Below are 24,386 nucleotides of genomic sequence, written 5' to 3'. Positions count from 1 at the left end.
CGGAAAAGACATGAGCCGTTATTCTTTCAGCTTCGGCATTACTTGTCTCATTGCTCTCTTTCTTTAAGAGAACCTCACTTCAACATTGCGCGCAGGTACTGTCCGGTGTAGGAAGCTTTGACTTTTGCTACTTGCTCCGGAGTACCTTGAGCCACTAGCCTGCCTCCGCCGTCTCCGCCCTCGGGACCTAAATCAATCACCCAATCGGCGCACTTGATCACATCCAGATTATGCTCGATCACGATTACCGAGTTGCCCTTGTCAACCAAGGACTGCAACACCAGCATTAATTTACGGATATCTTCCAGGTGCAGCCCGGTGGTGGGTTCATCGAGTACATAAATGGTGCGCCCATTGGACCGTCTCTGCAGTTCACTGGCCAGTTTGACCCGTTGGGCTTCCCCACCGGATAGGGTGGTGGCGCTTTGACCTAGCCGCAGGTATCCTAGTCCCACTTCTACTAAGGTATTCAGATGGCGCGAGATTTTATTTATGGGAGCGAAGAATTCTGCCGCTTCACTGATTGGCATATCGAGCACCTCAGCTACCGATTTGCCTCGATATTTAATCTCTAAGGTTTCCTGGTTATAGCGCGCACCCCCACACACCTCACAGGGCACATACACGTCCGGCAGGAAGTTCATCTCAATCTTGAGGGTGCCGTCCCCTTTACAAGACTCGCAGCGTCCTCCTTTCACATTGAAGGAGAAACGCCCGGGTCCATATCCGCGTAGCTGTGCTTCCGGGGTTTGCGCAAAGAGGGCGCGGACAGCATCCCACACCCCGGTATAGGTAGCCGGGTTGGAGCGAGGATTACGCCCAATCGGGCTTTGATCTACGTGCACCACCTTGTCCAGATGCTCGATGCCTGCAATCTCTTTATGGCGCCCGGGAACCACTCTTTTTCGCTGCAGCTTCGCGGCTAGCGCCTGGTACATTACCTGGTTAATCAGGGTGGATTTACCCGACCCCGACACCCCGGTTACCAGCACTAACTTACCTAGAGGAATCGAAACATCTATATTCTTGAGATTGTTTTCGCGCGCCCCAATAATTTTTAGTTGTCGCTCTTTTTCGATCTGGCGTCGTTTTTCGGGGATTGCGATTTGCTTTTTCCCCGATAAATATTGCCCCGTGAGGGAGCGCTTACAATCCGCGATCCCCGGTACTGGACCCGAATAGAGGACTTCTCCCCCGTGTTCTCCGGCTTCCGGCCCGATATCAACTATCCAGTCGCTAGCGCGAATAGTGTCCTCGTCATGCTCCACCACCAGCAGCGTATTCCCGAGATCGCGTAGCTTCTTGAGGGTTTCGATCAGCTTATGATTATCACGTTGATGCAACCCAATCGAAGGCTCATCGAGCACATAAAGTACTCCGACCAGCCCCGACCCGATCTGGGTGGCCAGGCGAATCCGCTGGGCTTCTCCCCCGGAAAGCGTGGCTGCTCCCCGCGCTAGGGTTAAATAGCCCAGACCCACATCTTGTAAGAATTGCAAGCGTACCTGCACTTCTTTCAGAATAGGTTCCGCGATTTTCTTGGCCGGTCCGGTAAGTTCCACTTCCGCTAGATATTTACCACTGGCAGCGATTGAAAGTTTTGTTAGCTCTGCGATATTTAGTTTCCCGATTTTTACCGCCAAAACTTCCGGTTTTAGACGGGCACCGTGACAGGTAGAACAAGGCACCTGGCGCATATAGCCTTCGTAGCGGGCGCGCATTACTTCGGACTCGGTTTCTTCGCGCTTGCGCATAATCCAAGGGATCGCTCCCTCGAATCCAGAAGAATAGGTGCGCATTCTTCCCCAACGATTCCGGAACTTTACTTTCACCCGATAGTCGCGCCCTCGTAACAGAGCTTTCTTTTCGGCGGCCGATAGCTCGCGGAAGGGAGTATCCAGATCGAATCCCAGTTCCTCCCCTAGCCCCGCGACCATGTGCATTAGATATTTATTTTTGGTGGACCAGGGGCGAATCGCGCCCTCGGCGATAGAAAGTTCCGGGTTGGGAACCACCAGTTCCGGATCAACCTCTAGATGCGATCCCAGGCCGGAGCAATCTGGACAAGCCCCATAGGGAGCATTGAAGGAAAATGTACGTGGCTCAATTTCCTCCAGCTGTAGGGGGTGATCATTGGGGCAGGCGCGATTTTCAGAAAAACGCCGCGACCGCTGAGGATCAGAAACATCTCGATCCACAAAATCCACCACTACTAGTCCGTCTGCTAGTTTCAGGGCGGTCTCAATCGAGTCAGAAAGTCGGGTGCGTACCCCCTCTTTCATAACTAGGCGATCGACGCGCACAAAAATATCGTGTTTGATTTTGCGTTCCAGCTTAGGTGGCTGAGTAAGACGCACGGTTTCCCCGTCGACCACTGCCGCCGAGAACCCCTGGGACACCAGGTCCGCAAACAGTTCGCTATATTCGCCTTTACGGCCGCGCACCACCGGAGCCAAAATCTGAAACCGGGTTTTTTCCGGCAGGGTTAGCAGCCGATCCACGATCTGTTGCGCGGTTTGCGCCTGGATTTTTTCCCCGCATTCCGGGCAGTAAGCCTGCCCGGCGCGGGCATAAAGTAAACGTAAGTAGTCGTAGACCTCGGTAATCGTACCGACGGTAGAACGCGGATTCCGGGAGGTAGATTTTTGGTCGATAGAAACCGCCGGAGAAAGCCCGGCAATAAAATCCACATCTGGCTTATCCAGGCGCCCCAAGAACTGGCGAGCATAAGAGGACAGAGACTCTACATAGCGGCGTTGTCCTTCCGCGAAAATGGTATCGAAAGCCAGTGAAGACTTCCCCGAACCGGACAGCCCGGTAAACACCACCATCTGATCGCGAGGAATCTCAATACCCACGTTACGCAGGTTATGTTCCCGTGCCCCTTTAACTACCAGTTTTTCATCCACGTTCCTATCCTACGAACAAACGTTCTATTTTGCATTTTTACAGGCAGTTAGACTTCCTTTCCTTTGGTAACATCCCAACTCGGATCAGACTTGATCCCTTTCTCGACCAGTTTGGGATCGACTGAAAGCGGAGTGCGCAGTTTCGGATACCGTTTATCTTCCTTCCACCAAGGCATCCACCCGATATATCCGTCTACTGGTGGCTTTGGAGATTCCGGTTCCAAACCCAGCTGGGCGGGAGTTTCGGGAATGAAGTCAGTTAGGAAGTACTTGTCTTTGTCATCTGCATAGAGCTTTACAACTTTTCTAAACGCCCCCAACTCAAAGAAGAGGCAGTTTGTCCAGGGATTACGGTGATGTTTCTTCATCTTGTAAAGCCAATAAACAAACAGCGCCACATTGGATAGCAAAGCTAACCAGGCACACACGACATTGGCCACTGGGTTCATAGTGGCGTAGTTAGTCATAATGGAGGGGCGCACTAGCAGTTCCGGGAGGATATTGTTGGCCGCAATCCAGAACATCAAAGTGAAACAACGGAACCAGATCCATTGCCCTTTTGCCCAGGTGAAGGCAGGTACCGTACAAGCTAGCAGTAACGCCAGAGTGCAGTACCAGGTATAGTCGGCAAGCGAGTTGTACAGGAAAGAATGATTCCACAGATCGTAGGCAATAATCCAAGGCCAGGCCATATCCGCCCAAATCAAGCCCTGTACCTTTCCTTTCTTTGCCGAAGAAACAAAAATTTTTCCCAGTCCGGTAATAGTAATAATGTTTAGCACCCCGGCGGCGGCCGAGAGTAGGTTCCAATAGCCACCGATGGTGCGGAACCCAGTGGCGGGGTCGATTCCTACTCCGCTGGTCTGAAAAGCCTCGGCGGCAGCTTGATACCAAGCGACAGAACCACTAGCTGCGGTGATTCCGCGAGTTTCCGGTAGTCCCTCAATCATCGAAATTGAACGGGCGGAATCGATATCCATTAGGCATTGGAAGTTGGTGGCACAGGCGCGGTAGGTGTCAGCTTCAAAATAGATGGTGAGGTCGCGAATATTGGCTTCCATGATGTTTACTGCCAGCCCGATCCAGAGGGCAACCCCAAACCAAATCGCATAACGGCGAGCTTTTAGAGGATTGCGTTTACCCCAGTGCAGCAGAAATGCCGTCATAGTAGCCGTGGCGAGCATAATAATAAATTTTCCGAAGGGAAACCACCCCACCATAGGAACCCCGTGGATGATGACATAGGGAATCAGCAAAACTCCGCCGACTGTCCAAAGGGCAAAGGCAGTCCAAGTCCAACGGCGATGCATTTCGGCCACTAGCATTTGCAGAACAAAAATTAATATCCAAAAAAGGTAGACCCATACCGGGCCTACTTCCCATAAAAATCCCATCAGAATTCCTTTTTTAACCAGGCCACGCTGCCCGATTACTTTGACCTTACTTATTAACTTTTAAAATGACACCACCTGCGGATGCGTCACCATAAAATACCTATCCAAAAGACCTTACAATCCGACAGATAATGATAGGTTAAATGTTAACGCAGGGTTAACAACGATGTTACCTGTTTTAAAAAATACCCAAAATATTCAACTACGGAGAATCTATATGTCTAGTAAATCTGGCCGTATAAAAAAGGTTTTGCGCCTGGGAGCTTTAGGGGGCAGCGTCGCCCTCGGCGGAATGTTCGGCTTCAGTCAGTTTTCGGGCAACGCTACCAAAGAAGAAAATGAGTGGCACTATCCTTCCGATGACTTAATTGACCGCTGCTACTCCAATGGTCGCTCCTCAACCTATGCCATCAATATTGATGCTCCCGCCTATGCGGTGTACCGGCACCTAAAACAGTTAGGTTGCGACAAAGCCGGATCCTATTCTTCAGAGTTCCTAGAACGCACCTTTGCCCGGCTACCTTTCTTTAATTCCTACGAAATTCAAGAACAGTGGCAAGGGCCAGATGCCTTAAAACCCGGCGATATCGCGGCGTTTGACTTCACCGGTATGTCCATGGAATGGGCGGACGTAGTTCCCGGTAAGTATCTTTCCCAATGGGTCGATACCAAACACCCGCCGCGGGCACCCGGATCATTCGCTTTCCGTTACCCCGGGATGAAGCACTACGCGGCGGCCTGGTGTTTTTACCTAATCCCCCTCCAGGGCGACCGCTGCCGGTTAATCAACCACTGGAGGATTGGATTTGAACCCGATACCAAGTTTGCGGCTGCGATTAACTGGATCAATATTGAACTAATCGGAGGGTGCATGGCGCACCTGCAGAACCTCTATGTAAAGCGGGTTGCCGAGTTCCGCAAGAAACCGCAATGGCAAGGCCGGATTAAGCGGGCAGTACTAGGGGGCAAGCTGTTCGGGTACGATACTCCCGCAGGACGTTGGGATGGCACCGAGCTTTACGAAGAGACCCATAACCAGTGGCTGCGCTACGGCCGGCAAGACCCAGCAGTAAATGAGGTACGTCCTCCAGTAACCGACAACCCCGCTTGGCCACCTACCTCCGCCAACTCCCCCTGGGCTGAAGTAGTCGATAGCGACTATTTCACCGATTGGGAAGAACCGGAGTTCTCTTGGGAGGAACAGATCCGCCAAAAGAAAGAGAAAACCTATCTGCCCGGCTGGGGCAAGAAGGCGGCGAAATAACTGATGACACCGGACTATCCGACTTTATTCTTTTTTGAGCTTGGTCAGTGGTATGACTACCTAATGCTACTGGTGGTCATCGCGGGTCTGGCGGTAATGGCCTGGCTAGCGATCCGCTATAAATGGGTGGCGATTGCGGTATTCATCGTGATCCCGGTGGCGCTGACAATTTTCTGGTGGCCCTACTCGCGTGCCGGAACCAACTCGGACGGTTGGTTCCCGATCGTGAAACAATACTCGGCGTTGATTGGATCATTATCCCTGGTCGCCTTGCAGTATTTCCCGAAGTTGCGTGATAAACGCTGGTACTTGTGTATCCCGCCTTTTATTTTGGCGATAAACATTATCGAGGCCGTGATTCGGGATTTTCAGTGCTACGGAATCCACGGGGTGGATCCCTCACAAGGCATGGTTACCTGGGGCGGTCCGTGGAACATTATGAACGGAATCGCGGGAATCCTAAATTTCCTAATGATTTCGGGCTGGATGGGAATCTACGTATCCAGAGGCAAGAACAAACAGATTATTTGGGGCGATCTGACTATCGGCTGGATTATTGCCTATGATCTGTGGAATGTTGCCTACGTCTATAACTGCTTAGCTGACCGTGCCTGGTATTCGGGGGTAGCCTTGTTAGCCTCCTGCACCATTCCGGCTTTCCTGGCCTTTGGGAAAGGAGCCTGGATTCAATACCGGGCTTATACTTTGACCTTCTGGTCGGCAATAGTGCTAACCTTCCCGCACTTTATGCAAGATTCCCTGTTTGCCCACCGCAGCGCCCACAACCCCACGGCGATGCTGCTACTTTCGGCAGCCGCCCTAGTGGCCAATGTGGCAGTGTTCGGGTATCACATTTATAAAGTACGCTCCACCAGGCGCAATCCCTTTACCCAAGAAGTTTATTGGAATACTCCCTATAACCAGCAGATTGCTCGCGAAAACGGAGGAAAAATCAAAGAATAATCATTAAATTCTGACTGTGACGCATAAGCGGAGCCTGTCACCCAGATTTCCTGAGCTTGATTCAGGTTTCTAGGTGGCAGGCTCTTGGCTTTTACCAGTCATTATAGTTATGTTACGAGGTCGAGGACGTCCGAAACATTTTGGGGTTGGCCTGCGAAACCGAGTAGTTTAGTAGGGTATGTAAACACTAGTTTCTGCGCCTAGAGAGGTGGCAGAGCCGGTAAACAGAGAAATATTGAAATAGGAGATGGCCGATGAGTAATCCCCACGATCACCGGGATTTAACCGATCTAAACTTACCCGCCCCCCAGGTACCTCAGCGAGTAAGCGTAGATGGCCTCGAAGAGCGTTGGGGGCAGGCCTGGGAAGAGCAGCAGGTCTATGCGTTTGACCGCGAAGCGCAACGCTCTGAAGTGTTCTCCATCGACACTCCCCCACCTACGGCCTCTGGATCTTTGCACGTAGGACACGTGTTTTCCTATACCCACACCGATTGCCTCGCCCGGTACCAGCGCATGCGGGGCAAAAAGGTGTTTTACCCCATGGGCTGGGACGATAATGGCTTGCCTACCGAGCGACGCGCCCAAAACTATTACGGGGTGCGTTGTGATCCCACCTTGCCCTATGACCCGAATTTTGAGCCCCCTCATCACGGGGATTCCAAATCGGTGAAAGCCCGAGATCAGGTGCCGATTTCTCGTAAAAACTTTATTGAACTTTGTGAAGAGCTAACTAAAGAGGACGAGAAGTCCTTTGAGGCGCTCTGGCGGCGTCTGGGGCTGAGCGTGGATTGGAAGCATCAGTACCAAACCATTTCTAAGGATTCCCAAAAGGTGGCGCAGGCGGCATTCTTGCGGAACCTTAAGCGCGGGGAAGCCTATCAAGCGGCAGCTCCCGGACTATGGGACGTAACTTTCCAAACCGCGGTAGCACAAGCCGAACTAGAAGCACGCGACTACCCCGGCTTCTATCATGCGCTGGCTTTCCACCTGGCAGGCGGAGAAGACGTAATAATTGAAACCACTCGTCCAGAGTTACTGGCGGCTTGCTGCTGCTTGGTGGCACACCCGGATGACCAGCGTTACCAGCATTTATTTGGCAAAACGGTAACCAGTCCCGGCTTTAACGTAGAGGTTCCGGTACTGGCGCATCCGGCAGCCGAAATGGATAAGGGCGCCGGCATCGCCATGTGCTGTACTTTCGGTGATGTCACCGACGTTCAATGGTGGCGAGACCTAGAACTACCTACCCGAGTGATTTTGGCAAAAGATGGCCGGATCACCCACGAGCCCACTGATTGGATTACCGATCCAACTGGTAAAGAACTAATGGATGCGATTCGCGGGAAGACTACTTTCTCTGCCCGACAAATCGTAGTGGATGCCCTCAAAGAGAGCGGAGAGCTGCAGGGAGAACCGCAAAAAACTATGCGGCAAACCAATTTCTTTGAAAAAGGTGACCGTCCTCTAGAGATCGTAATGTCCCGGCAATGGTATATCCGCAATGGTGGCAGCGACTACACTCTTAGCGGACACCGCGACAACCTTAATAGTGAGCTACTAGCGCGGGGTGAGGAGCTAAAGTTCCATCCCGATTTTATGAAGGTACGCTACTCCAACTGGGTACATGGCCTGCATAACGACTGGTTGGTTTCTCGCCAGCGCTTCTTTGGGGTACCGATTCCGCTTTGGTATCGCATTGACCAGAATGGTGAGGTTAGTTATGACCAGGTACTGATGCCCGCGGAAGAATCCTTACCGATTGATCCCACCAGCGATGTTCCCGCCGGATTTACCGCGGAGCAACGCGGGAAAGCCGGCGGGTTTGCCGCCGAAGTAGATATTTTGGATACTTGGGCGACCTCTTCGCTCACCCCCCAAATTGCGGGCGGCTGGCTGCGCGATGAAGACCTCTTTAAGCGGGTTTACCCCATGGATGTGCGTCCCCAGGGTCAAGACATTATCCGCACCTGGCTGTTCTCTACCGTAGTGCGCGCGCACCTGGAGTTCGGCGCCCTACCATTCAAGAACGCCGCAATTTCGGGCTGGATTCTGGACCCGGATCGCAAGAAGATGTCGAAGTCTAAAGGCAATGTAGTTACCCCCATGGGGCTGCTAGAAAAACACGGCTCAGACTCGGTGCGCTATTGGGCAGCTGCCGCTCGCCTGGGTACCGATACTGCGTTTGAGGAAGCGCAAATGAAAATCGGGCGGCGCCTGGCTATGAAACTGCTCAACGCCTCCAAATTTGCGCTTTCGATGACCGAGGACGCGGGTCTGTGTCTTGACCCCGCAAAGGTAACTACTCCCCTAGATAAAGCGGTGCTTGCCCGACTGAACGAGGTGATTATCACTGCTACCGAAGCCTTTGAACGCTACGACCATACTCGGGCCTTAGAGCAAACTGAATCATTCTTCTGGGATTTTTGTGACAACTATCTAGAGCTAGTTAAAGATCGGGCTCACAACTTCGCTGGGAGCTGGGACAGCGAGGTGCAGGATTCGGCGCGGACAGCCCTGGCAATTGTGGTCGATAACGTAACCCGCCTGCTGGCACCATTTTTACCCTATGCTGCCGAGGAAGTATGGTCCTGGTACCGCAGCGGCTCTGTGCACACCGCACCTTGGCCGCAGGTTACTCCCGCCCTGCAAGCTGCCGCAGGAGATGCGCAACTACTAAAACTGGCCGGCGACACGCTGAGCGTACTTCGGAAGGTAAAGTCAGAAGCTAAAGTTGGCCAGCGCACCCCGTTTGATCAGGTAACCATTGTTTACGCCGATGAGTGGTCCGCAGAAAATCTGTCGGCGGTACGAGCTGATTTAGATGCTGCAGCCTCGTTAACGGGGACGGTTAAAGTCCAGGTAAACAATGGATCCGACCTGCAGGTTACCACGGAAGATGCGGTGTTGGGCACCCCTCCCCCGAAGAAAGTACGGAAGTAACTTAGGGTAGGCTAAAGTCGTGATTAACTGGTTTAAGGAGAAACAAGTGGACACAGACAAGGGCATAACTTTCCCGCCAGGAACCGTAGCAGTAGCTGGGAAAACTCCCGGTACCTTGACTCAGTTCTCGATGCCGGCGACCAAGATTCGCTCCGAACACGACAATATCGTGTCGCTGTTTCGCCGCCGCGTCACCGAGGATCCTAACCAAACAGTTATCGAGCAAAAGAGCCTGCTCGGGGAACAGTGGCGCAAGGTTTCTGCCGGCGAGTTCTGGGACGAGATCAGTTCAGTCTCTCGCGGCTTACTTGGTATTGGCCTAAAACCAGGAGACCGCTTAGCGTTACACGGCCCTACTTCCTATGAGTGGACCCTGATCGATATGGCCGCGCTGGCAATCGGGATTGTTACGGTTCCCATTTACGAAACTGACTCCGCCGCACAAATCGAATGGATTTTACAGGACTCCGATATTCGTTATGCAATTGCCTCGAACCAGTCCTCTCAAGAATTAATCCAGGCGGTAGCCGCGCGGGCGGATCGTAAATGCCGCATATATTCACTGGCTGCCGGGGATTTACTGACCATTATTGAGGCGGGACGACAAATTGCTCCGGCAGTCATCGACTCCTATAACGCCCAGATTACCGGCGATACTATTGCCACCATTATTTATACTTCCGGAACCACCGGGCGTCCTAAAGGGACGCTTATTACTCAACGTAACGCCACGGCCTTGCTACCGAATCTTTTAGATTATTTGGCGGAGATCGGGATGCAGAAAACCACGCGCTGTCTACTTTTCTTGCCGGTAGCCCATGCGCTCGCGCGTCTAGTTTCCTGGGGAGCGTTACTCGGTCCCGGCGTGCTAGGGCTAGTACCCGACACCAAGAATCTACTGGCAGATCTAGCATCTTTTAAGCCCTCCTATCTGCTGGCAGTGCCACGGGTTCTGGAAAAAATTTATAACGCGGCCGACGCCTCAGCAGGAAACGGAATCAAGCTACGGTTGTTCCGGATGGCCGCTAAATCTGCTATTGACTATTCCAAGGCTCTAGATGCCCCCGAGGGACCTTCCCGGGCGCTGAAAATTCGTCGACAGGTATTTTATCAACTGGTGTTATCGCGCCTGACTAATCTTTTGGGTGGGAATGCAAAATATATTATTTCTGGGGGCGGTCCCCTATCGGTACGCTTAGGGCATTTCTTCCGCGGTATTGGGGTCACGGTTTGTGAAGGCTACGGCCTGACCGAGACGCTAGGACCGGCTACCGTGAATGTACCGACCCGCGCCAAGATCGGCTCGGTAGGACAACCAGTTCCCGGGATCGCAGTACGTATCTCTGACGAGGGCGAAGTACTGTTCAAAGGTGACGCTATGTCTCCTGGCTACCTCAATTTAGAGAAAGAAACCGCCGAGCTTTATACCGAAGACGGATGGTTACATAGCGAAGATAAAGGCTGGATTGATGATGAGGGTTTCGTATATATCACCGGTCGAATGAAAGAAATTATTGTGACCGCCGGGGGCAAAAATGTCTCTCCAGAAATATTGGAAGATGGCCTGCGCGGACACCCGCTAATCTCGAATGTGGTCGCGGTGGGAGATCGGCGCCCCTTCATTGCTGCCCTAGTTACCTTGGATGCGGAAATGCTTCCGGGCTGGCTGCGCAACCACAACTTGCCACCGATGGATATTTCTGACGCTGCTCGCCACCCCGCAGTTTTAAAGGCTCTAGAGCGGGCAGTAGCACGCACTAACCAAAAGGTTTCTCGCGCCGAATCTATCCGCAAGATCCGGGTATTAACCACTGATTTTTCTTTGGAGAACGGTATGATGACTCCTTCGCTAAAGGTAAAACGTTCCGTGGTGCTAAAGCGATTTGAAAACGAAATTAACGCGATCTACGGTGGTCCCCTGCAAGACGATTAGCGCATAGCAACCAGCTAATCCCCTGCCCTCCTTAGGTTTATCCTCTGTGGGGCTAGCTGCGCTGTTGCTCGGCAATATCGATATGGTGGCGAATAACTTCCTGCACGATAAAGTTTAAGAATTTTTCGGCAAACACCGGATCTAAGCCTGCTTCTTCAGCTAAAGCTCGCAGTCTTGCTACCTGCCGTTGTTCCCGTCCTTTATCCTCCGGATTAAGTCCCAGGCGGGCTTTAAGATAGCCGACCTTTTGAGTACATTTAAAACGCTCGGCCAAAATATGAATCAAAGCGGCATCGATATTATCGATAGTGGCGCGTGCCTGCGCCAATTCGGGCGGGATCTTAGGGGTGGAATCTTCCTGCTTAGTATCCATGGCCTAAGGATAAAGGAGAGCACGCCAGCGCGGCCAACCTGTCCACGCTAACTTAACTAATATCGCTCTCCGCAAGCATTAGTTAAGTTAGCATAGTGATCTCCAGTTACCCGAACGGAGATGGGTAACAGATTCTAGGCCGTCTTAGAGCGCGGAACCGTCTCTAGCAAAGTAGGTTTAGCGCCCTGCTGCACTACCTCTTCCGTGATTGTCACGGAACGTACATCCGGTTGCGAGGGAACCTCGAACATAGTCTCTTTTAGTACCGCCTCCATAATGGAAGAAAGCGCCCTCGCTCCAGTGCCCCGTTCCCTGGCCATCCGCGCAATTGCGTGGATGGCTCCATCGGTGAAATGTAAATCAATTCCATCCAATTCAAATAGGGAGCAATACTGGGCAACCAAGGAATTTTCCGGCTCCACCAATACCCGCACCAGATCGGATTCGGTGAGTTCCTTTACCGAAGTTAAGACTGGCAAACGCCCAATAAACTCTGGGATCAGGCCAAAACGATGCAAATCATCCGCGGTTACCTGTGCATAAAGGTCACCGTGTTCAGCAGAAGACTTTAAAGAAGAACCGAAACCGGTGGAATGTTGTCCTAGCCGCGACTTCACAATCTCATCTATGCCAGCAAAAGCGCCGGCAGCTATAAAGAGGATCGAGTTAGTATCAATCTCTAGATAGTCCTGATGAGGGTGTTTACGTCCGCCTTGCGGAGGTACCGAAGCCACGGTTCCCTCAATAATTTTTAGCAGCGCCTGCTGCACACCTTCCCCCGAGACATCCCGGGTAATCGAGGCATTCTCTGCTTTGCGGGAAATCTTATCGATCTCGTCTATATAAATTATCCCGCGTTCGGCGCGTTTTATGTCGCCATCAGCGGCATTAATTAACTTCAGCAGGATATTCTCAACGTCCTCCCCCACGTATCCGGCTTCGGTTAACGCGGTAGCATCTACGATGGCAAACGGGACGTTAAGTAGCTTGGCCAAGGAGCGCGCCAAATGAGTTTTGCCGCAACCGGTGGGACCGAGCAGCAAAATATTCGACTTGGTCAAGGACATGTCGATGTTTTGTCCTCGTTCTTTAGCCTGCACTCGCTTGTAATGGTTATAGACTGCAACCGACAGCGCCCGTTTGGCGTGGTCTTGCCCAATAACATAGTGATTTAGGAAGTCGTAGATTTCTTTAGGCTTCGGCAGAGGCTTGGCTTTGGATCCCGAATGTTTCGCGGTATCCTCTTCCATGATTTCGTTGCAAAGATCAACGCATTCATTGCAGATATAGACTGCCGGACCGGCAATTAACTTACGTACTTGCCGTTGCGTCTTGCCACAAAACGAGCATTTTAACAGCTCGGCCTCTTCATCCACTAGGATCCCTCCTAAATCAAATCCTTACCCCTAGCCTAGGGGGATTTCTCCGATTGGGCAGCGCCAACACGCTCCCCAGGGGATGCTATTGCTTTATGGGAGTTTTTCGGGACTCTAAAACTTGATCGATCAGTCCGTATTCCTTGGCGGCCTGGGCGGTCAAAATCTTATCGCGCTCGATATCTTTCCGCACTTGCTCCGAAGTCTGTCCCGAGTGCTTGGCAATCGTATCCTCAAGCCAAGTACGCATGCGGTCGATTTCTTCCGCAATAATTTCGATATCAGTTGCCTGCCCCTGTGAACCCTGCATCGAAGGTTGGTGAATCACGATTCGCGCATTGGGCAAAGCCAAACGGCTACCGGCAGAGCCTCCCGCCAACAGCACCGCCGCCGCCGAAGCCGCCTGCCCCAAGCAAACCGTTTGGATCTGCGGCTTCACATACTGCATGGTGTCATAGATAGCGGTCATGGCGGTGAAAGAGCCACCGGGAGAGTTAATGTACATGGTGATGAGAGAATCGGGGTCTTGCGATTCCAACACCAGTAGCTGCGCCATTACGTCATCCGCTGACGAATCATCTACCTGCACCCCCAGGAAGATAATGCGTTCATCAAACAACTTGGTATAGGGGTTTTGGCGTTTGAACCCGTAGGAGGTACGCTCCTCGAACTCGGGAAGTACGTAGCGATCAATCGGCATATTAGCAGCTAATCGTGGTGCCCCCGCCGGATATAGAGGTGAAAAAGCCATGGTGATTACAGTTCCTTTCCATCAGCGCCGAGGTTGCGAGCGGACTCAATAACATGGTCAATGAAGCCATATTCCAGTGCCTCTTGAGCGGTAAACCAGTGATCTCTTTCGGAATCTTCGCGAATCTTTTCAACAGATTTACCGGTGCGCTGGGCATTGATTTCCGCTAGTTCCTGTTTCATCTGCAAAATCAAGTTGGCATTAATACGAATATCCGAGGCAGTACCGCCTACTCCCCCCGAAGGCTGGTGCATCAGAATCCGGGCATGCGGAGTCGCATAACGTTTCCCCGGGGTACCGGCAGTAAGCAGCAGCTGTCCCATGGAGGCAGCCATCCCCAGAGCCACGGTTACGACCTCAGGCTGGATATATTGCATGGTGTCATAGATAGCCATACCGGCAGTCACCGATCCACCGGGCGAATTGATATATAGGAAAATCGGTTTTTCCGGATCTTGCGCCGCCAATAACATCATCTGCGCACAAATCTGGTTGGCGTTATCCTCGGCTACTTCCGAGCCCAACCAAATAATCCGTTCTTTTAACAGCTTATTGAAAACATGGTCACCCAAAGCTAGGGAGCTAGGCTGATCTCCCTCATTTTTTACTGCTGCAGTTTGCACAGGTTTTTCCTTATCTGTGGGACTAAAATGGTTCACTATCAAAATATCGTCTTTGGAAGCGGTTTTCTTCTTACACATGCCGGTTACGCTTTTAGCGCAGGAAATTGTGGGGCTGCATCCAACTTTTAGGACTTATGCCCATACAAGCTTATACCTGGCGCCTGGATACGTAGCCGCAATAGATAATGGTGGGGGCAGAAAGCTCCCGCTTCCTGCCCCCACCAAATTTGAAAGGTTAACCTACTTCTTAACCTACCTACTTCTCTTCAGCTTCACCGTCAGCTTCGGCCGCCTCGGCTGCGGCTTTGGCCGCCTGTTCGGCGCGCGCTTCGGCCGGATCTTTAGTGAACTCCGACAAATCGATTTCTGTACCGTCCTCGTCCTTTACGGTCACTTCCCGCAGAGTTGTTACTAGAGCCCGGTTACGCCGCAAATCTTGCCCCATGGCGGCCACCTGGTTTTGATCCTGCAGCATTTGCATAGGATCAACTCCATACATCTGGGCAATCTCAAAAATAGACTGGTAGAGCTCATTAGGATCAATCTCGACCTCACGGTCATTAGCGATCCGATCCACCACGATCTGTTGCTTGGCTTGCTTCTTCACCGACTCGGTAATTTCTTCGCGGTCAGCGTCTTCTTTCCCTTCTGCCAGGCGATCAACTTCGCCATCAATAAAGGCTTGCGGCAGCGGGAAATCAGTGTTGTCTACCAGGTAGTCCTGCAGCTTCTCGCGAGCCTCTAAAGCCTGCTGCTGGCGACGCATCTTTTCCACATTACCGCGGAGGTCTGCCCGCAGCTCCCCGATAGTGTCAAATTCGGAAGCCATTTGCGCAAATTCATCATCGGCTTCCGGCAATTCGCGCTCTTTGACCTTATGGAGGGTCAAAGTTACGTCAGCTTCTTCTCCCTCATGATCTCCGCCCTTTAGGGTGGACTTGAACTCCGCAGTATCTCCCGCGTTCATCCCGGTCAAAGCTTCATCCATGCCTTCGAGCATCGATTGCGAGCCAATCTGGTAAGAAACCCCAGAAACTGAATCAATTTCCTCGTCCTCAATCTTGGCAACCATGTCGATAGAGGTAAAGTCACCATCTTGAGCCGGGCGTTCGACAGTCTTTAGCGAGGCGAAGCGATCACGCAGCTGATCGAGTTCTTTTTCTACGTCCTCGTCGCTAACTTCTAGCTTGGCTACTTCTAAAGTAACCCCCTCTAGAGAGGGCAGTTCGAACTCGGGGACGATATCAACCTCGGCAGTGAACTTCAGATCCCCACCGGGTTTGCCTTCGACTGCCGGAGTTTCAACTATGTCTACTTCCGGCTGTCCCAGAGGGGTAAGCTCTGCTTCCCCAAGGGCGCGCCCATAAAAGTCGCCTAAACGCTCGTTAATGGCTTGTTCTAGTACGTAGCCACGTCCAATCCGCTGGTCAATAATCTGATTCGGGACGTGCCCTGGGCGGAAGCCAGGAATTGAAACTTGCTTCCCCAGCTGCTTGTACACCTTATCGATCTCCGGTTTGAGATCTTCATAAGGCACCTGAACGGTTAATTTCGCCCTGGTTTCTTCCAGCTTTTCCACGTCTGTTTTCACAAATACGCTCCCGTGGCTTGTATGAGGGGTTCTGCCTGCAAGTGGCAAATCTCCCCTGTTCGGATAAATTGCAACGCTGATAATCTTATGGCAATACGCGATATTCAGGAAATGATGACCCCACAGATGTGAGCTAGCGTACCTAAAAGGGCTACTGTGTGCTTCACTCTCAAATACTCACTGCCCCACGGGAGCAGGAAAGCTAGCTGTTTAGAAGTTTGATTTGCGCAGTAGAATCCGCACTAGGAGGAGCTTTTAGCTCGGTCGCCTGATCCTCGGTAACCTTGCGCAGATTATCCAAATAACGAGCGGCCGTAGCTTTACTCAAATTCGTTCCGGCGCCCTCGGGAGTCTCGTAAAGGTATCCCGGAACTATCTGCAAGGTAGCACGATCCATAATCAGGGGCACCCACCCTGCCGCAGACACATAGGGTTTACCGTTAGAAGGCAAGGTAATGGTGGGGAAAGCAATCTGGCCAGCCTGGGTACCGACTCCCTGCCGGGGATTCATCGCCGAGAGTAAGTTGCCGACGCCGTAGTATACCCACAGGCCTTTCCCATCGACTCCTCCCGGAATCTTCCTAATGGGTTGGGGCACATGCACGTGGTGACCCAGGTACAGGTCGACCTGCCCGGAATCGGCGAGCGTCTTGGCGATGCGATCTTGCTCGGCAGAGGGGGCAGATTGGTATTCCACACCCGAATGCACCGAGGCCACTACGAAATCAGCTCCCGCGCTGCGTGCCTGCCGGGCAATGTCCACAATGATTTGGCCGTCAGTGGTGAGATTAACTAGCCAGGGATTCTGTTTGTACTGCGGGATTTCTCCCTGGTTTAAGCCATAGGCAGTTGAGATATGAGCGAGTTTGAAAGACCGTCCTTCTTTGGTGATCTCGTACATTTGATAGCGCGGAGCTTCGGAGTTTTCCGCCGATCCCGTTACTCCCAGTCCCACATTCCGCAATGCCTGAATAGTATGCGCTACTCCATCCCGTCCTTGATCCAAGGTATGATTCGATGCGGTCGAGCAGCCATCGTAGCCGATTTCTTTGCTATCTTGCGCCCATCCTAACGGCGCTTTGAACACCGGATAGCCTTCAGAATCTTTGTCAGATTTACCGAAGGGAATTTCTTGATGGCAAAAAGCAATATCGGCTCCCGCAATCCAGGGGCGCAGCTTTTCTATCGCGGGTGTGTAGTGACTTCCCTTGCCGTGCTTCCAACTGTTCTGTACGACAGGGTCATGCGCCAGCACATCCCCGGTTGCCGCCAAAGTTATTTGTACTTCTTTTGGCGGGGGCGGGGTCGAAATCTTAGCGCTTGCGGTTTTAGTTGCTGTTTTGGCAACATTACTAGCTTCCGGCTGGTTAACTTTGCCCGCTTCGTACATGGAATATCCCATGACGGCGCCCACCGCCAGTAGGGCTACCAGGCAAACCGCCCCTAAAACCGCGAGAATGATCTTCCACGAAGACTTACTTTCCCGCCGATGCGCGGGCGTCCTTTTAGCTTCTTCGCTCATGGGGAAGTCTTTCTGCAGGGGCTTAACCGACTAATTATTTTGTTAGAAAGCTAAGAAAAAATTCGGGGTAACAGACCGAGAACAACCACACTGATAAACCAGATGATAGCGGTTACCACGGTAATCCGGTTCAAGTTACGCATGGCTACTCCAGAAGAGCCCGCGCTAGAGGTGAGACCCCCTCCGAACATATCGGATAGCCCACCCCCGGAACCTTTATGCATCAAAATGGTGAGAATCAGGAACAAGCTGGATAGCACTAACACTACTTGCGCGATAATCTCGATTACGGTTTCCACTAGTTTCTTCTCCCAAAAATATATGAACTGCCTTTCACTATAGCGTATTGGCGGCGGGTCACAGTAGACCCGCCGCCAATCGTTAGGAACTTCACCGCTTAGGAGCGGAAAAATTCAGTAGCTTCCTGGCTAGTCGTCGAACCGAGCAATCTTAGAGAATTCTTCGGCCTTTAGGGAGGCTCCTCCCACGAGGGCGCCATCCACATTCGGTTTCGCCATAATCTCGGCTACGTTAGCGGATTTTACCGAACCGCCGTAGAGAATCCGGATCGACTCGGCTACGTCAGCTGAATACAGCTCAGCTAGTTTTTCCCGGATAGCTCCGCAAACTTCTTCAGCGTCTTCGGGAGTAGCGGTTTCGCCGGTCCCAATTGCCCAGATCGGTTCATAAGCAACTACGGTGTTAACCGCGTCATCCGCGGAAATACCTTTGTAGGCGCCTTCGATCTGCTTAACCACATGAGCTACGTGCTGACCAGCTTTGCGCACGTCGAGGCCTTCACCGCAGCAAATAATCGGGGTCATGCCCGCTTCTAAAGCTACCTCAGCTTTCTGACCGACCAGTTCATCACTTTCGTTGTGGTATTCACGCCGTTCCGAGTGGCCAACTACCACCCAGGAGCATCCCAGCTTGGTGAGCATAGAAGCTGCGATTTCCCCCGTGTAAGCCCCAGATTCATGCACCGAAACATCCTGGGCACCATAGGTAATCTTTAGGTTGTCAGACTCTACTACAGTTTGCACCGAGCGAATGTCAGTGAACGGGGGGATCACTACGACATCATTGCGGTAGTCAAAATTGTGATCCTGCAAGTCGAGAGCCAGCTCTTGAACCAGCCGAGTTGCCTCCAGGTGGTTCATATTCATTTTCCAGTTGCCAGCTAGCAAGGGGGTACGAGTCATTTTATTAATCCTCCAATACGGCAATCCCCGGTAGGGTCTTACCTTCTAATAGTTCCAAAGAAGCTCCGCCACCGGTAGAAATATGGCTGAACTTATTTTCATCAAATCCCAGGGTGCGCACGGCAGCGGCGGAATCTCCCCCACCGATTACACTAAAACATTCCGAGTCCGCCAGAGCCTGGGCAACCGCCTTAGTGCCTTCGCTAAAGGCAGCAAATTCAAATACTCCCATCGGGCCGTTCCAAGCCACTGTCTTGGCAGCTTTAATTTTATCTGCAAACAGTTTGGCGGTCTTAGGGCCAATATCTAGTCCCATCTGGCCAGTAGGCATCTGGTCGCAGTCAACCAAAGTTGCTGGGGAATCTGCCGAAAACTCCGGAGCCACCAGGGTGTCAACCGGCAGTAACAGGTCTACCCCGCGCTCTTCAGCCTTTTCCATATAGCCTTTCACGGTTTCGATCTGCTCAGTTTCCAGCAGGGAGTTACCTACCTCGTAGCCTTTAGCCGCTAAGAAGGTGTAGGCCATGCCGCCCCCAATAGCCAGGAAATCCGCTTTTTCCAGTAGGTTCTCGATAACCCCCAGCTTGTCGGATACCTTGGAACCTCCCAGAATCACTCCGTAGGGACGTTCGGGATTATCGGTTGCCCGGCGTAAGGATTCGATTTCCTTAACTACCAAGAATCCTGCCGCGGAAGGCAACAACTTGGCGATGTCATACACGGAAGCTTGCTTACGGTGTACTACCCCAAAACCATCGGAGACAAAGAAATCGGCAAGCTGCGCGTATTCTTTAGCCAATGCTTCCCGCTCCGCGTCATCCTTGGAGTTTTCACGTCCATCGAAACGGACATTCTCCAGTAGTAAGACCTGTCCCGATTCTAGGGCAGCCGCCTGTTTCTTAGCGTCTTCGCCGACGGTGTCCTTCGCCAGGACTACTTCCTGTCCCAGCAGTTCTCCGAGCCGTTTGGCCACCGGAGCAAGGGAAAATTCGGGATTTACCTGTCCTTTCGGGCGACCGAGGTGCGCCATCACCACAACTTTCGCTTTGGCGTCTACCAGAGCTTTAAGAGTGGGCAATGCGGCACGAATCCGGCCGTCATCCGTGATCTTGCCGTCCTGCAACGGCACATTAAAGTCGGAGCGCACCAGGACTTTACGCCCTGTTAAATCTCCTAAGGACTCAATATCTCTCAGAGCCATTATTTAGTTAACCTTCCTGCCCCGGTGGGCGTAAAACGAGTAATAAGACTATGCCCGCCTGCCTGAGACAGGCAGGCGGGCATACCTTATGCATCACGTCGCATCAGTTTAGAGCTTTTCCCCTACCAGTTTGGTCAGGTTGACCAAGGAGTTGGAGTAGCCCCACTCGTTGTCGTACCAGGAAACCACTTTCACCTGGCCGTCGATTACCTTGGTCAGGCCAGAATCGAAGATCGAGGTGTGCGGATCGGTCATGATATCGGTGGAAACTAGCGGCTCGTCATCAGAGTATGCAAGAACTCCCTTGAGCTCTCCCTCAGCAGCCTTCTTCATCGCCGCATTGATCTCTTCAGCGGTGCAGGGCTTGGAGGGGGTGAAGGTCAGGTCGGTAACCGAGCCGGTAGGTACCGGTACGCGCAGAGCATAGCCGTCCAGCTTGCCCTTCAGTTCCGGTAGTACCAGAGAAACCGCCTTGGCAGCACCAGTGGTGGTGGGCACAATGTTCAGCGCGGCAGCGCGGGCGCGACGCAGATCCTTGTGCGGAGCATCGTGCAGACGCTGATCCCCGGTATAGGCGTGAATGGTGGTCATCAGGCCGCGCTCAATACCAAAGTTATCGTTTAGTACCTTGGCCATCGGAGCTAGGCAGTTGGTGGTGCAGGAAGCATTGGAAATAATGGTGTGCTTTTCGGGATCGTAATCGGTGTGGTTTACACCCATCACGAAAGTGGCATCCACGTTCTTACCGGGAGCGGAAATAATAACCTTCTTAGCTCCCCCTTCCAGGTGAGCCTTTGCCTTGGTGGCGTCAGTGAAGAAGCCGGTGGACTCGATAACGATATCGGCACCCACTTCGCTCCACGGCAGGTTAGCAGGATCGCGCTCTTCGAAAGTTACGATTTTGTGATCGCCTACGGTAATAGATTTTTCGTCGTAGCTTACCTCAGCATCAAGGCGCCCGAGAATCGAATCATATTTTAGCAGGTGAGAAAGAGTTTTATTGTCGGTGAGGTCGTTTACAGCCACAACCTCGATATCGGCGCCCTGAGCCCGAATGGCCCGGAAGAAGTTACGGCCGATACGGCCAAAGCCGTTGATTCCAACACGGATAGTCACTATTATCCTCCTGAACTGCTGGTTTACCAGCGGAGTCTATTTATTCGGTCAAGATCCATGGCCACCTAGTGAAACCAGCGGCCCCAATCTTGGGGACGACCATCTTGAGTCGTCCTCTTAGTTTTTAGTTTACACAAAATAGCGGCTTTGCGCTTAGGCCGATAGTCGTTATTTATTAAGACTTTACCCTGGAAAAATTCCCGACTGTCAGGGAGTACGGATTAATCGCTGTCCTGCTGATCAACTGCTGCTTGCGTGGAAGGTATCCCCCGCTCGTGGGCTACTTTATCTGCCATAGCTAACAGCCGCCGGATCCTGCCGGCAACCGCATCTTTCGTTAGCGGTGGATCTGCCTTATGCCCCAGTTCTTCTAGTGAAGCTTCTTTGTACTGCAAGCGCAGTTGACCAGCTTGTAAGAGGTGTTCTGGAATATCGTCCCCCAAAATCTCGAAGGCACGTTTTACGCGCGCGGCGGCCGCTACTGCTGCCCGGGCACTGCGGCGCAGATTGGCGTCATCAAAATTCGCTAAGCGATTAACTGAGCCCCGTACTTGATTAGTTTCGCGATTCTTTTCCCAAATTGCTTGCGCCTTTACTGCCCCGATGGCGGTTAACAGTTTAGAAATTTGCTCTCCATCACGAACCACCACCCGATCTAAGCCGCGAACCTGGCGAGACTTTGCGTTTACTCCGAGACGGCGCGCTGCCCCCACCAGCGCCAACGCAGCCTCTGGTCCAGGGCAGGTAATTTCTAAAGATCCGGAGCGCCCCGGCTGTGATAACGATCCGCGAGCCATAAAAGCACCTCTCCAGGTGGCCTTAGACACTCCCAAATCACCGGAGACTAGGCGCGGAGACAACCCTCGTACCGGACGCCCGGCTCGATCCAGCAAACCGGTCAACCGTGCTAGAGTCCCGGCGTTTTCTACTACCCGCACCACGTAGCGATCATCGGCACGAATTCCCTTGGCCTCTACTTTCACCACATCGGGATGAGTATCAAAAAGATTTTGCAGACAATCAACCAGATTTTTCATCACCGCTACATTGTCGACATCGGCCTCCACCACAATATTGCGGTTAATCAAATGGATGCCACCGGCAAAGCGCAAGATACTAGCGGTTTGCGCCTGCGCCTCAGACTGCCTAGCTAAGGTTTTCTCCGCTAGTTCATTTTTAATATCTGAGGTCAACGACATCTGGTTATCCCTTTCCGCCCTAAAAAATAAATACTTAGTTTCGATCTAGACTTCATTCTAGCTAAAGCTCAGAAAATCCCACTTCCGACAGATACCCTTCGAAAGCATCACGCAATGCTGCCGCCAGCCGCAAAGGATCATGTTGCTCTGAGGCCGACCCCGCCCTTACCTGGCGCATAATCAGCTTTGCCCCGATGGATTCGGCGGCGCTTTCTAGATCATCATCATCTTCAATAGCGGTGGGATCCACAATCACCACGTCGATTTTAGTATCGGGCGCATAATGCCGGAAGGCCTCGATATGTCCTGACAGAGTTAGATCCTCGGTCTCATCCGTATGTGGTTGTAGATTCATCACCATTACTTTTACCGCTGATGACTGTTGCAAAGCCGCGGCTAGTTCGGGAACTAACAAGTGTGGAATCACCGAGGTATACCAAGACCCTGGCCCGAGAACGATTCCCTCGGCATCTTTAATCGCCTGGATAGTCTCCGGACAAACCCGCGGGTGAGTCGGGCTTAGACGCACGTCAACTACTTTCCCCGGAGCTTTGGCTGCTTTCGCTTGCCCATGGACAGTACGTTTTTTACCATTGAGGACTAAATCGGCCTCAATCTCCATGGGATCCGCACACATGGGCAGTACTTTGCCCTTGCAGTTGAGCAGTCTTGCCACCCAATCTAGACCTTCGACTACGTCTCCTAAAAGATCCCACATGGTGACAATTAGCAGATTCCCCAGCGCGTGATTATCCAGCGGCCCCTCGGAGCTAAAGCGATGTTGCATAGCATCTCGCCAGGTCAATCCCCAATCGGTGTCATCGCATAACGCCGCCAGTGCCATCCGCAGATCCCCGGGAGGAAGTACCCCCAGCTCTTCGCGCAAACGCCCAGACGAGCCGCCATCGTCAGCTACCGTGACTACGGCAGTTAATTGCCGGGTAATATGTCGCAAGGCTCGCAAAGTTGCTGACAAACCATGCCCCCCGCCGAGCGCCACAATATTGGGGCCGGTCCACCCGCGAGTCATCCAGCCGTTTGAATCTAGTAACGTCCTCATTCCAGCCCCAGATCTCGATGAACAGTGCGCACCGGCAAGCCCTGCATCCGGAACAGCTCACTCATTTTTTCAGCCAGTGCCACCGAACGATGCTGCCCGCCGGTACAACCGACCGCGATAGTAACGAAAGGTTTGAGCTCCGTTAAATACCCGTCGAAAATTGGGGTCAACATATTCACCATGTTTTCCGCGAATTCCTCGGCCCCCGGCTGATCCAGTACATATTTCGCTACCGGTGCGTCCCGGCCAGTCAAATGCCGCAACTCGCTTACCCAATAGGGATTGGCTAAAAAGCGCACGTCACAAACCCAATCAGCGTCTAGGGGAATCCCATTTTTAAATCCAAAGGACATTACGGTGAGTTTCATCGGGCGTTCCCCCTCACCGGCCACTACATCGCGCATATGCCGATTCAGGTCATGCACATTCATATTAGTGGTGTCGATTAGGGCATCGGCACGGGCGCGAATGGGAGCCAGTATTCGCCGCTCGGACCGAATTCCGTCGAGAATCCGTCCTCCTCCTTGCAACGGATGCGGACGCCGATTAGATTCATAGCGACGCACCAAAACCCGTTCGTCCGCGTCCAAGAAAACCAGCTGATAACGGATATTGCGCCGCGATAGTTCATCCAAGGAATATTGCAGTTTAGAAAACAGTTCCCCGCTGCGTACATCCACAATCGCGGCAAGGCGGTGAATACCTTCCCCTTCCGGAGTCATCATATCCGCGAAGGGCAGTAACATGGCGGGCGGCAGATTATCGACCACATACCAGTCCAGGTCCTCTAATGCCTGCCCGGCGCGCGAACGTCCCGCCCCCGACATTCCGGTAATAATAATCATCTCCGGAACATTGGCATCACGAGGGGGCGCGGTTTCATCAAGAATCGGCACTCCCTCGGGAACAGTGGGAGGGGAAGATTCGTATTGTCGGTGAGCTTCATCCATGTTCTAAGTATGCAACG

The 24,386-nt window shown here is 52.4% G+C and carries 19 protein-coding genes; 4 read left to right on the top strand and 15 right to left on the bottom strand.

The window, feature by feature from the left end:
* Positions 1-74: 74 nt before the first annotated feature.
* Positions 75-2,909, bottom strand: coding sequence for an excinuclease ABC subunit UvrA (gene uvrA / locus F605_RS0107150; protein ID WP_022865205.1), 2,835 nt, complete (start codon positions 2,907-2,909; stop codon positions 75-77).
* Between the two features lie 47 nt (positions 2,910-2,956).
* Complete coding sequence (locus F605_RS0107145) at positions 2,957-4,303, bottom strand: DUF5692 family protein (protein WP_022865204.1); 1,347 nt, start codon at positions 4,301-4,303, stop codon at positions 2,957-2,959.
* 217 nt (positions 4,304-4,520) lie between these two features.
* Between F605_RS0107145 and F605_RS0107140 the strand changes: the two genes are divergently transcribed.
* From F605_RS0107140 to F605_RS10435, 4 genes are all read left to right on the top strand, one after another.
* Complete coding sequence (locus F605_RS0107140) at positions 4,521-5,567, top strand: hypothetical protein (RefSeq protein WP_022865203.1); 1,047 nt, start codon at positions 4,521-4,523, stop codon at positions 5,565-5,567.
* Positions 5,568-5,570: 3 nt separating this feature from the next.
* Positions 5,571-6,530, top strand: coding sequence for a DUF5692 family protein (locus tag F605_RS10440; protein WP_022865202.1), 960 nt, complete (start codon positions 5,571-5,573; stop codon positions 6,528-6,530).
* A 254-nt stretch (positions 6,531-6,784) separates the two neighbouring features.
* Entirely contained in the window at positions 6,785-9,472 is a 2,688-nt protein-coding gene (gene valS / locus F605_RS0107130; protein ID WP_022865201.1) for a valine--tRNA ligase, read from the top strand.
* Between the two features lie 46 nt (positions 9,473-9,518).
* Positions 9,519-11,405, top strand: a complete 1,887-nt coding sequence (locus F605_RS10435) for an AMP-dependent synthetase/ligase (protein ID WP_231725768.1) — start codon at positions 9,519-9,521, stop codon at positions 11,403-11,405.
* Positions 11,406-11,457: 52 nt separating this feature from the next.
* Here F605_RS10435 and F605_RS0107120 read toward each other — a convergent pair whose 3' ends face one another.
* From F605_RS0107120 to rapZ, 13 genes are all read right to left on the bottom strand, one after another.
* On the bottom strand, positions 11,458-11,778 hold the full coding sequence (locus F605_RS0107120) for a chorismate mutase (RefSeq protein WP_022865199.1): 321 nt from the start codon (positions 11,776-11,778) through the stop codon (positions 11,458-11,460).
* Positions 11,779-11,912: 134 nt separating this feature from the next.
* Positions 11,913-13,154 (bottom strand): ATP-dependent Clp protease ATP-binding subunit ClpX, encoded by a 1,242-nt coding sequence (gene clpX, locus F605_RS0107115; protein WP_022865198.1) that lies wholly within the window; start codon positions 13,152-13,154, stop codon positions 11,913-11,915.
* Positions 13,155-13,239: 85 nt separating this feature from the next.
* Positions 13,240-13,905, bottom strand: coding sequence for an ATP-dependent Clp protease proteolytic subunit (locus F605_RS0107110; RefSeq protein ID WP_022865197.1), 666 nt, complete (start codon positions 13,903-13,905; stop codon positions 13,240-13,242).
* Between the two features lie 5 nt (positions 13,906-13,910).
* Positions 13,911-14,606, bottom strand: a complete 696-nt coding sequence (locus F605_RS0107105; protein WP_022865196.1) for an ATP-dependent Clp protease proteolytic subunit — start codon at positions 14,604-14,606, stop codon at positions 13,911-13,913.
* Positions 14,607-14,784: 178 nt separating this feature from the next.
* Positions 14,785-16,119, bottom strand: a complete 1,335-nt coding sequence (tig, locus tag F605_RS0107100; protein WP_022865195.1) for a trigger factor — start codon at positions 16,117-16,119, stop codon at positions 14,785-14,787.
* Between the two features lie 202 nt (positions 16,120-16,321).
* The gene (locus tag F605_RS10430) at positions 16,322-17,641 is read right to left on the bottom strand and encodes a CapA family protein (protein ID WP_022865194.1); all 1,320 of its coding nucleotides are present in this window, start codon (positions 17,639-17,641) and stop codon (positions 16,322-16,324) included.
* Positions 17,642-17,691: 50 nt separating this feature from the next.
* Positions 17,692-17,940 (bottom strand): preprotein translocase subunit SecG, encoded by a 249-nt coding sequence (gene secG / locus F605_RS0107090; protein WP_022865193.1) that lies wholly within the window; start codon positions 17,938-17,940, stop codon positions 17,692-17,694.
* Between the two features lie 129 nt (positions 17,941-18,069).
* On the bottom strand, positions 18,070-18,843 hold the full coding sequence (tpiA, locus tag F605_RS0107085) for a triose-phosphate isomerase (RefSeq protein WP_022865192.1): 774 nt from the start codon (positions 18,841-18,843) through the stop codon (positions 18,070-18,072).
* 4 nt (positions 18,844-18,847) lie between these two features.
* On the bottom strand, positions 18,848-20,038 hold the full coding sequence (locus F605_RS0107080; protein ID WP_027723686.1) for a phosphoglycerate kinase: 1,191 nt from the start codon (positions 20,036-20,038) through the stop codon (positions 18,848-18,850).
* A 114-nt stretch (positions 20,039-20,152) separates the two neighbouring features.
* A complete protein-coding gene (gap, locus tag F605_RS0107075) occupies positions 20,153-21,160 on the bottom strand; it encodes a type I glyceraldehyde-3-phosphate dehydrogenase (protein WP_022865190.1) in 1,008 nt (335 codons plus the stop codon).
* Between the two features lie 221 nt (positions 21,161-21,381).
* On the bottom strand, positions 21,382-22,359 hold the full coding sequence (gene whiA, locus F605_RS0107070; protein WP_022865189.1) for a DNA-binding protein WhiA: 978 nt from the start codon (positions 22,357-22,359) through the stop codon (positions 21,382-21,384).
* 61 nt (positions 22,360-22,420) lie between these two features.
* Positions 22,421-23,419 (bottom strand): gluconeogenesis factor YvcK family protein, encoded by a 999-nt coding sequence (locus tag F605_RS0107065; RefSeq protein ID WP_022865188.1) that lies wholly within the window; start codon positions 23,417-23,419, stop codon positions 22,421-22,423.
* Positions 23,416-24,369, bottom strand: coding sequence for an RNase adapter RapZ (rapZ, locus tag F605_RS0107060; RefSeq protein WP_022865187.1), 954 nt, complete (start codon positions 24,367-24,369; stop codon positions 23,416-23,418). The genes F605_RS0107065 and rapZ overlap by 4 nt, the downstream gene beginning before the upstream one ends.
* Positions 24,370-24,386: the final 17 nt, after the last annotated feature.

Source organism: Varibaculum cambriense DSM 15806 (assembly GCF_000420065.1).
Taxonomy (GTDB): Bacteria; Actinomycetota; Actinomycetes; order Actinomycetales; family Actinomycetaceae; genus Varibaculum; species Varibaculum cambriense.
The sequence above is the reverse complement of the archived record's forward strand: the minus strand, read 5'-3'. Positions and strand labels throughout refer to the sequence as shown.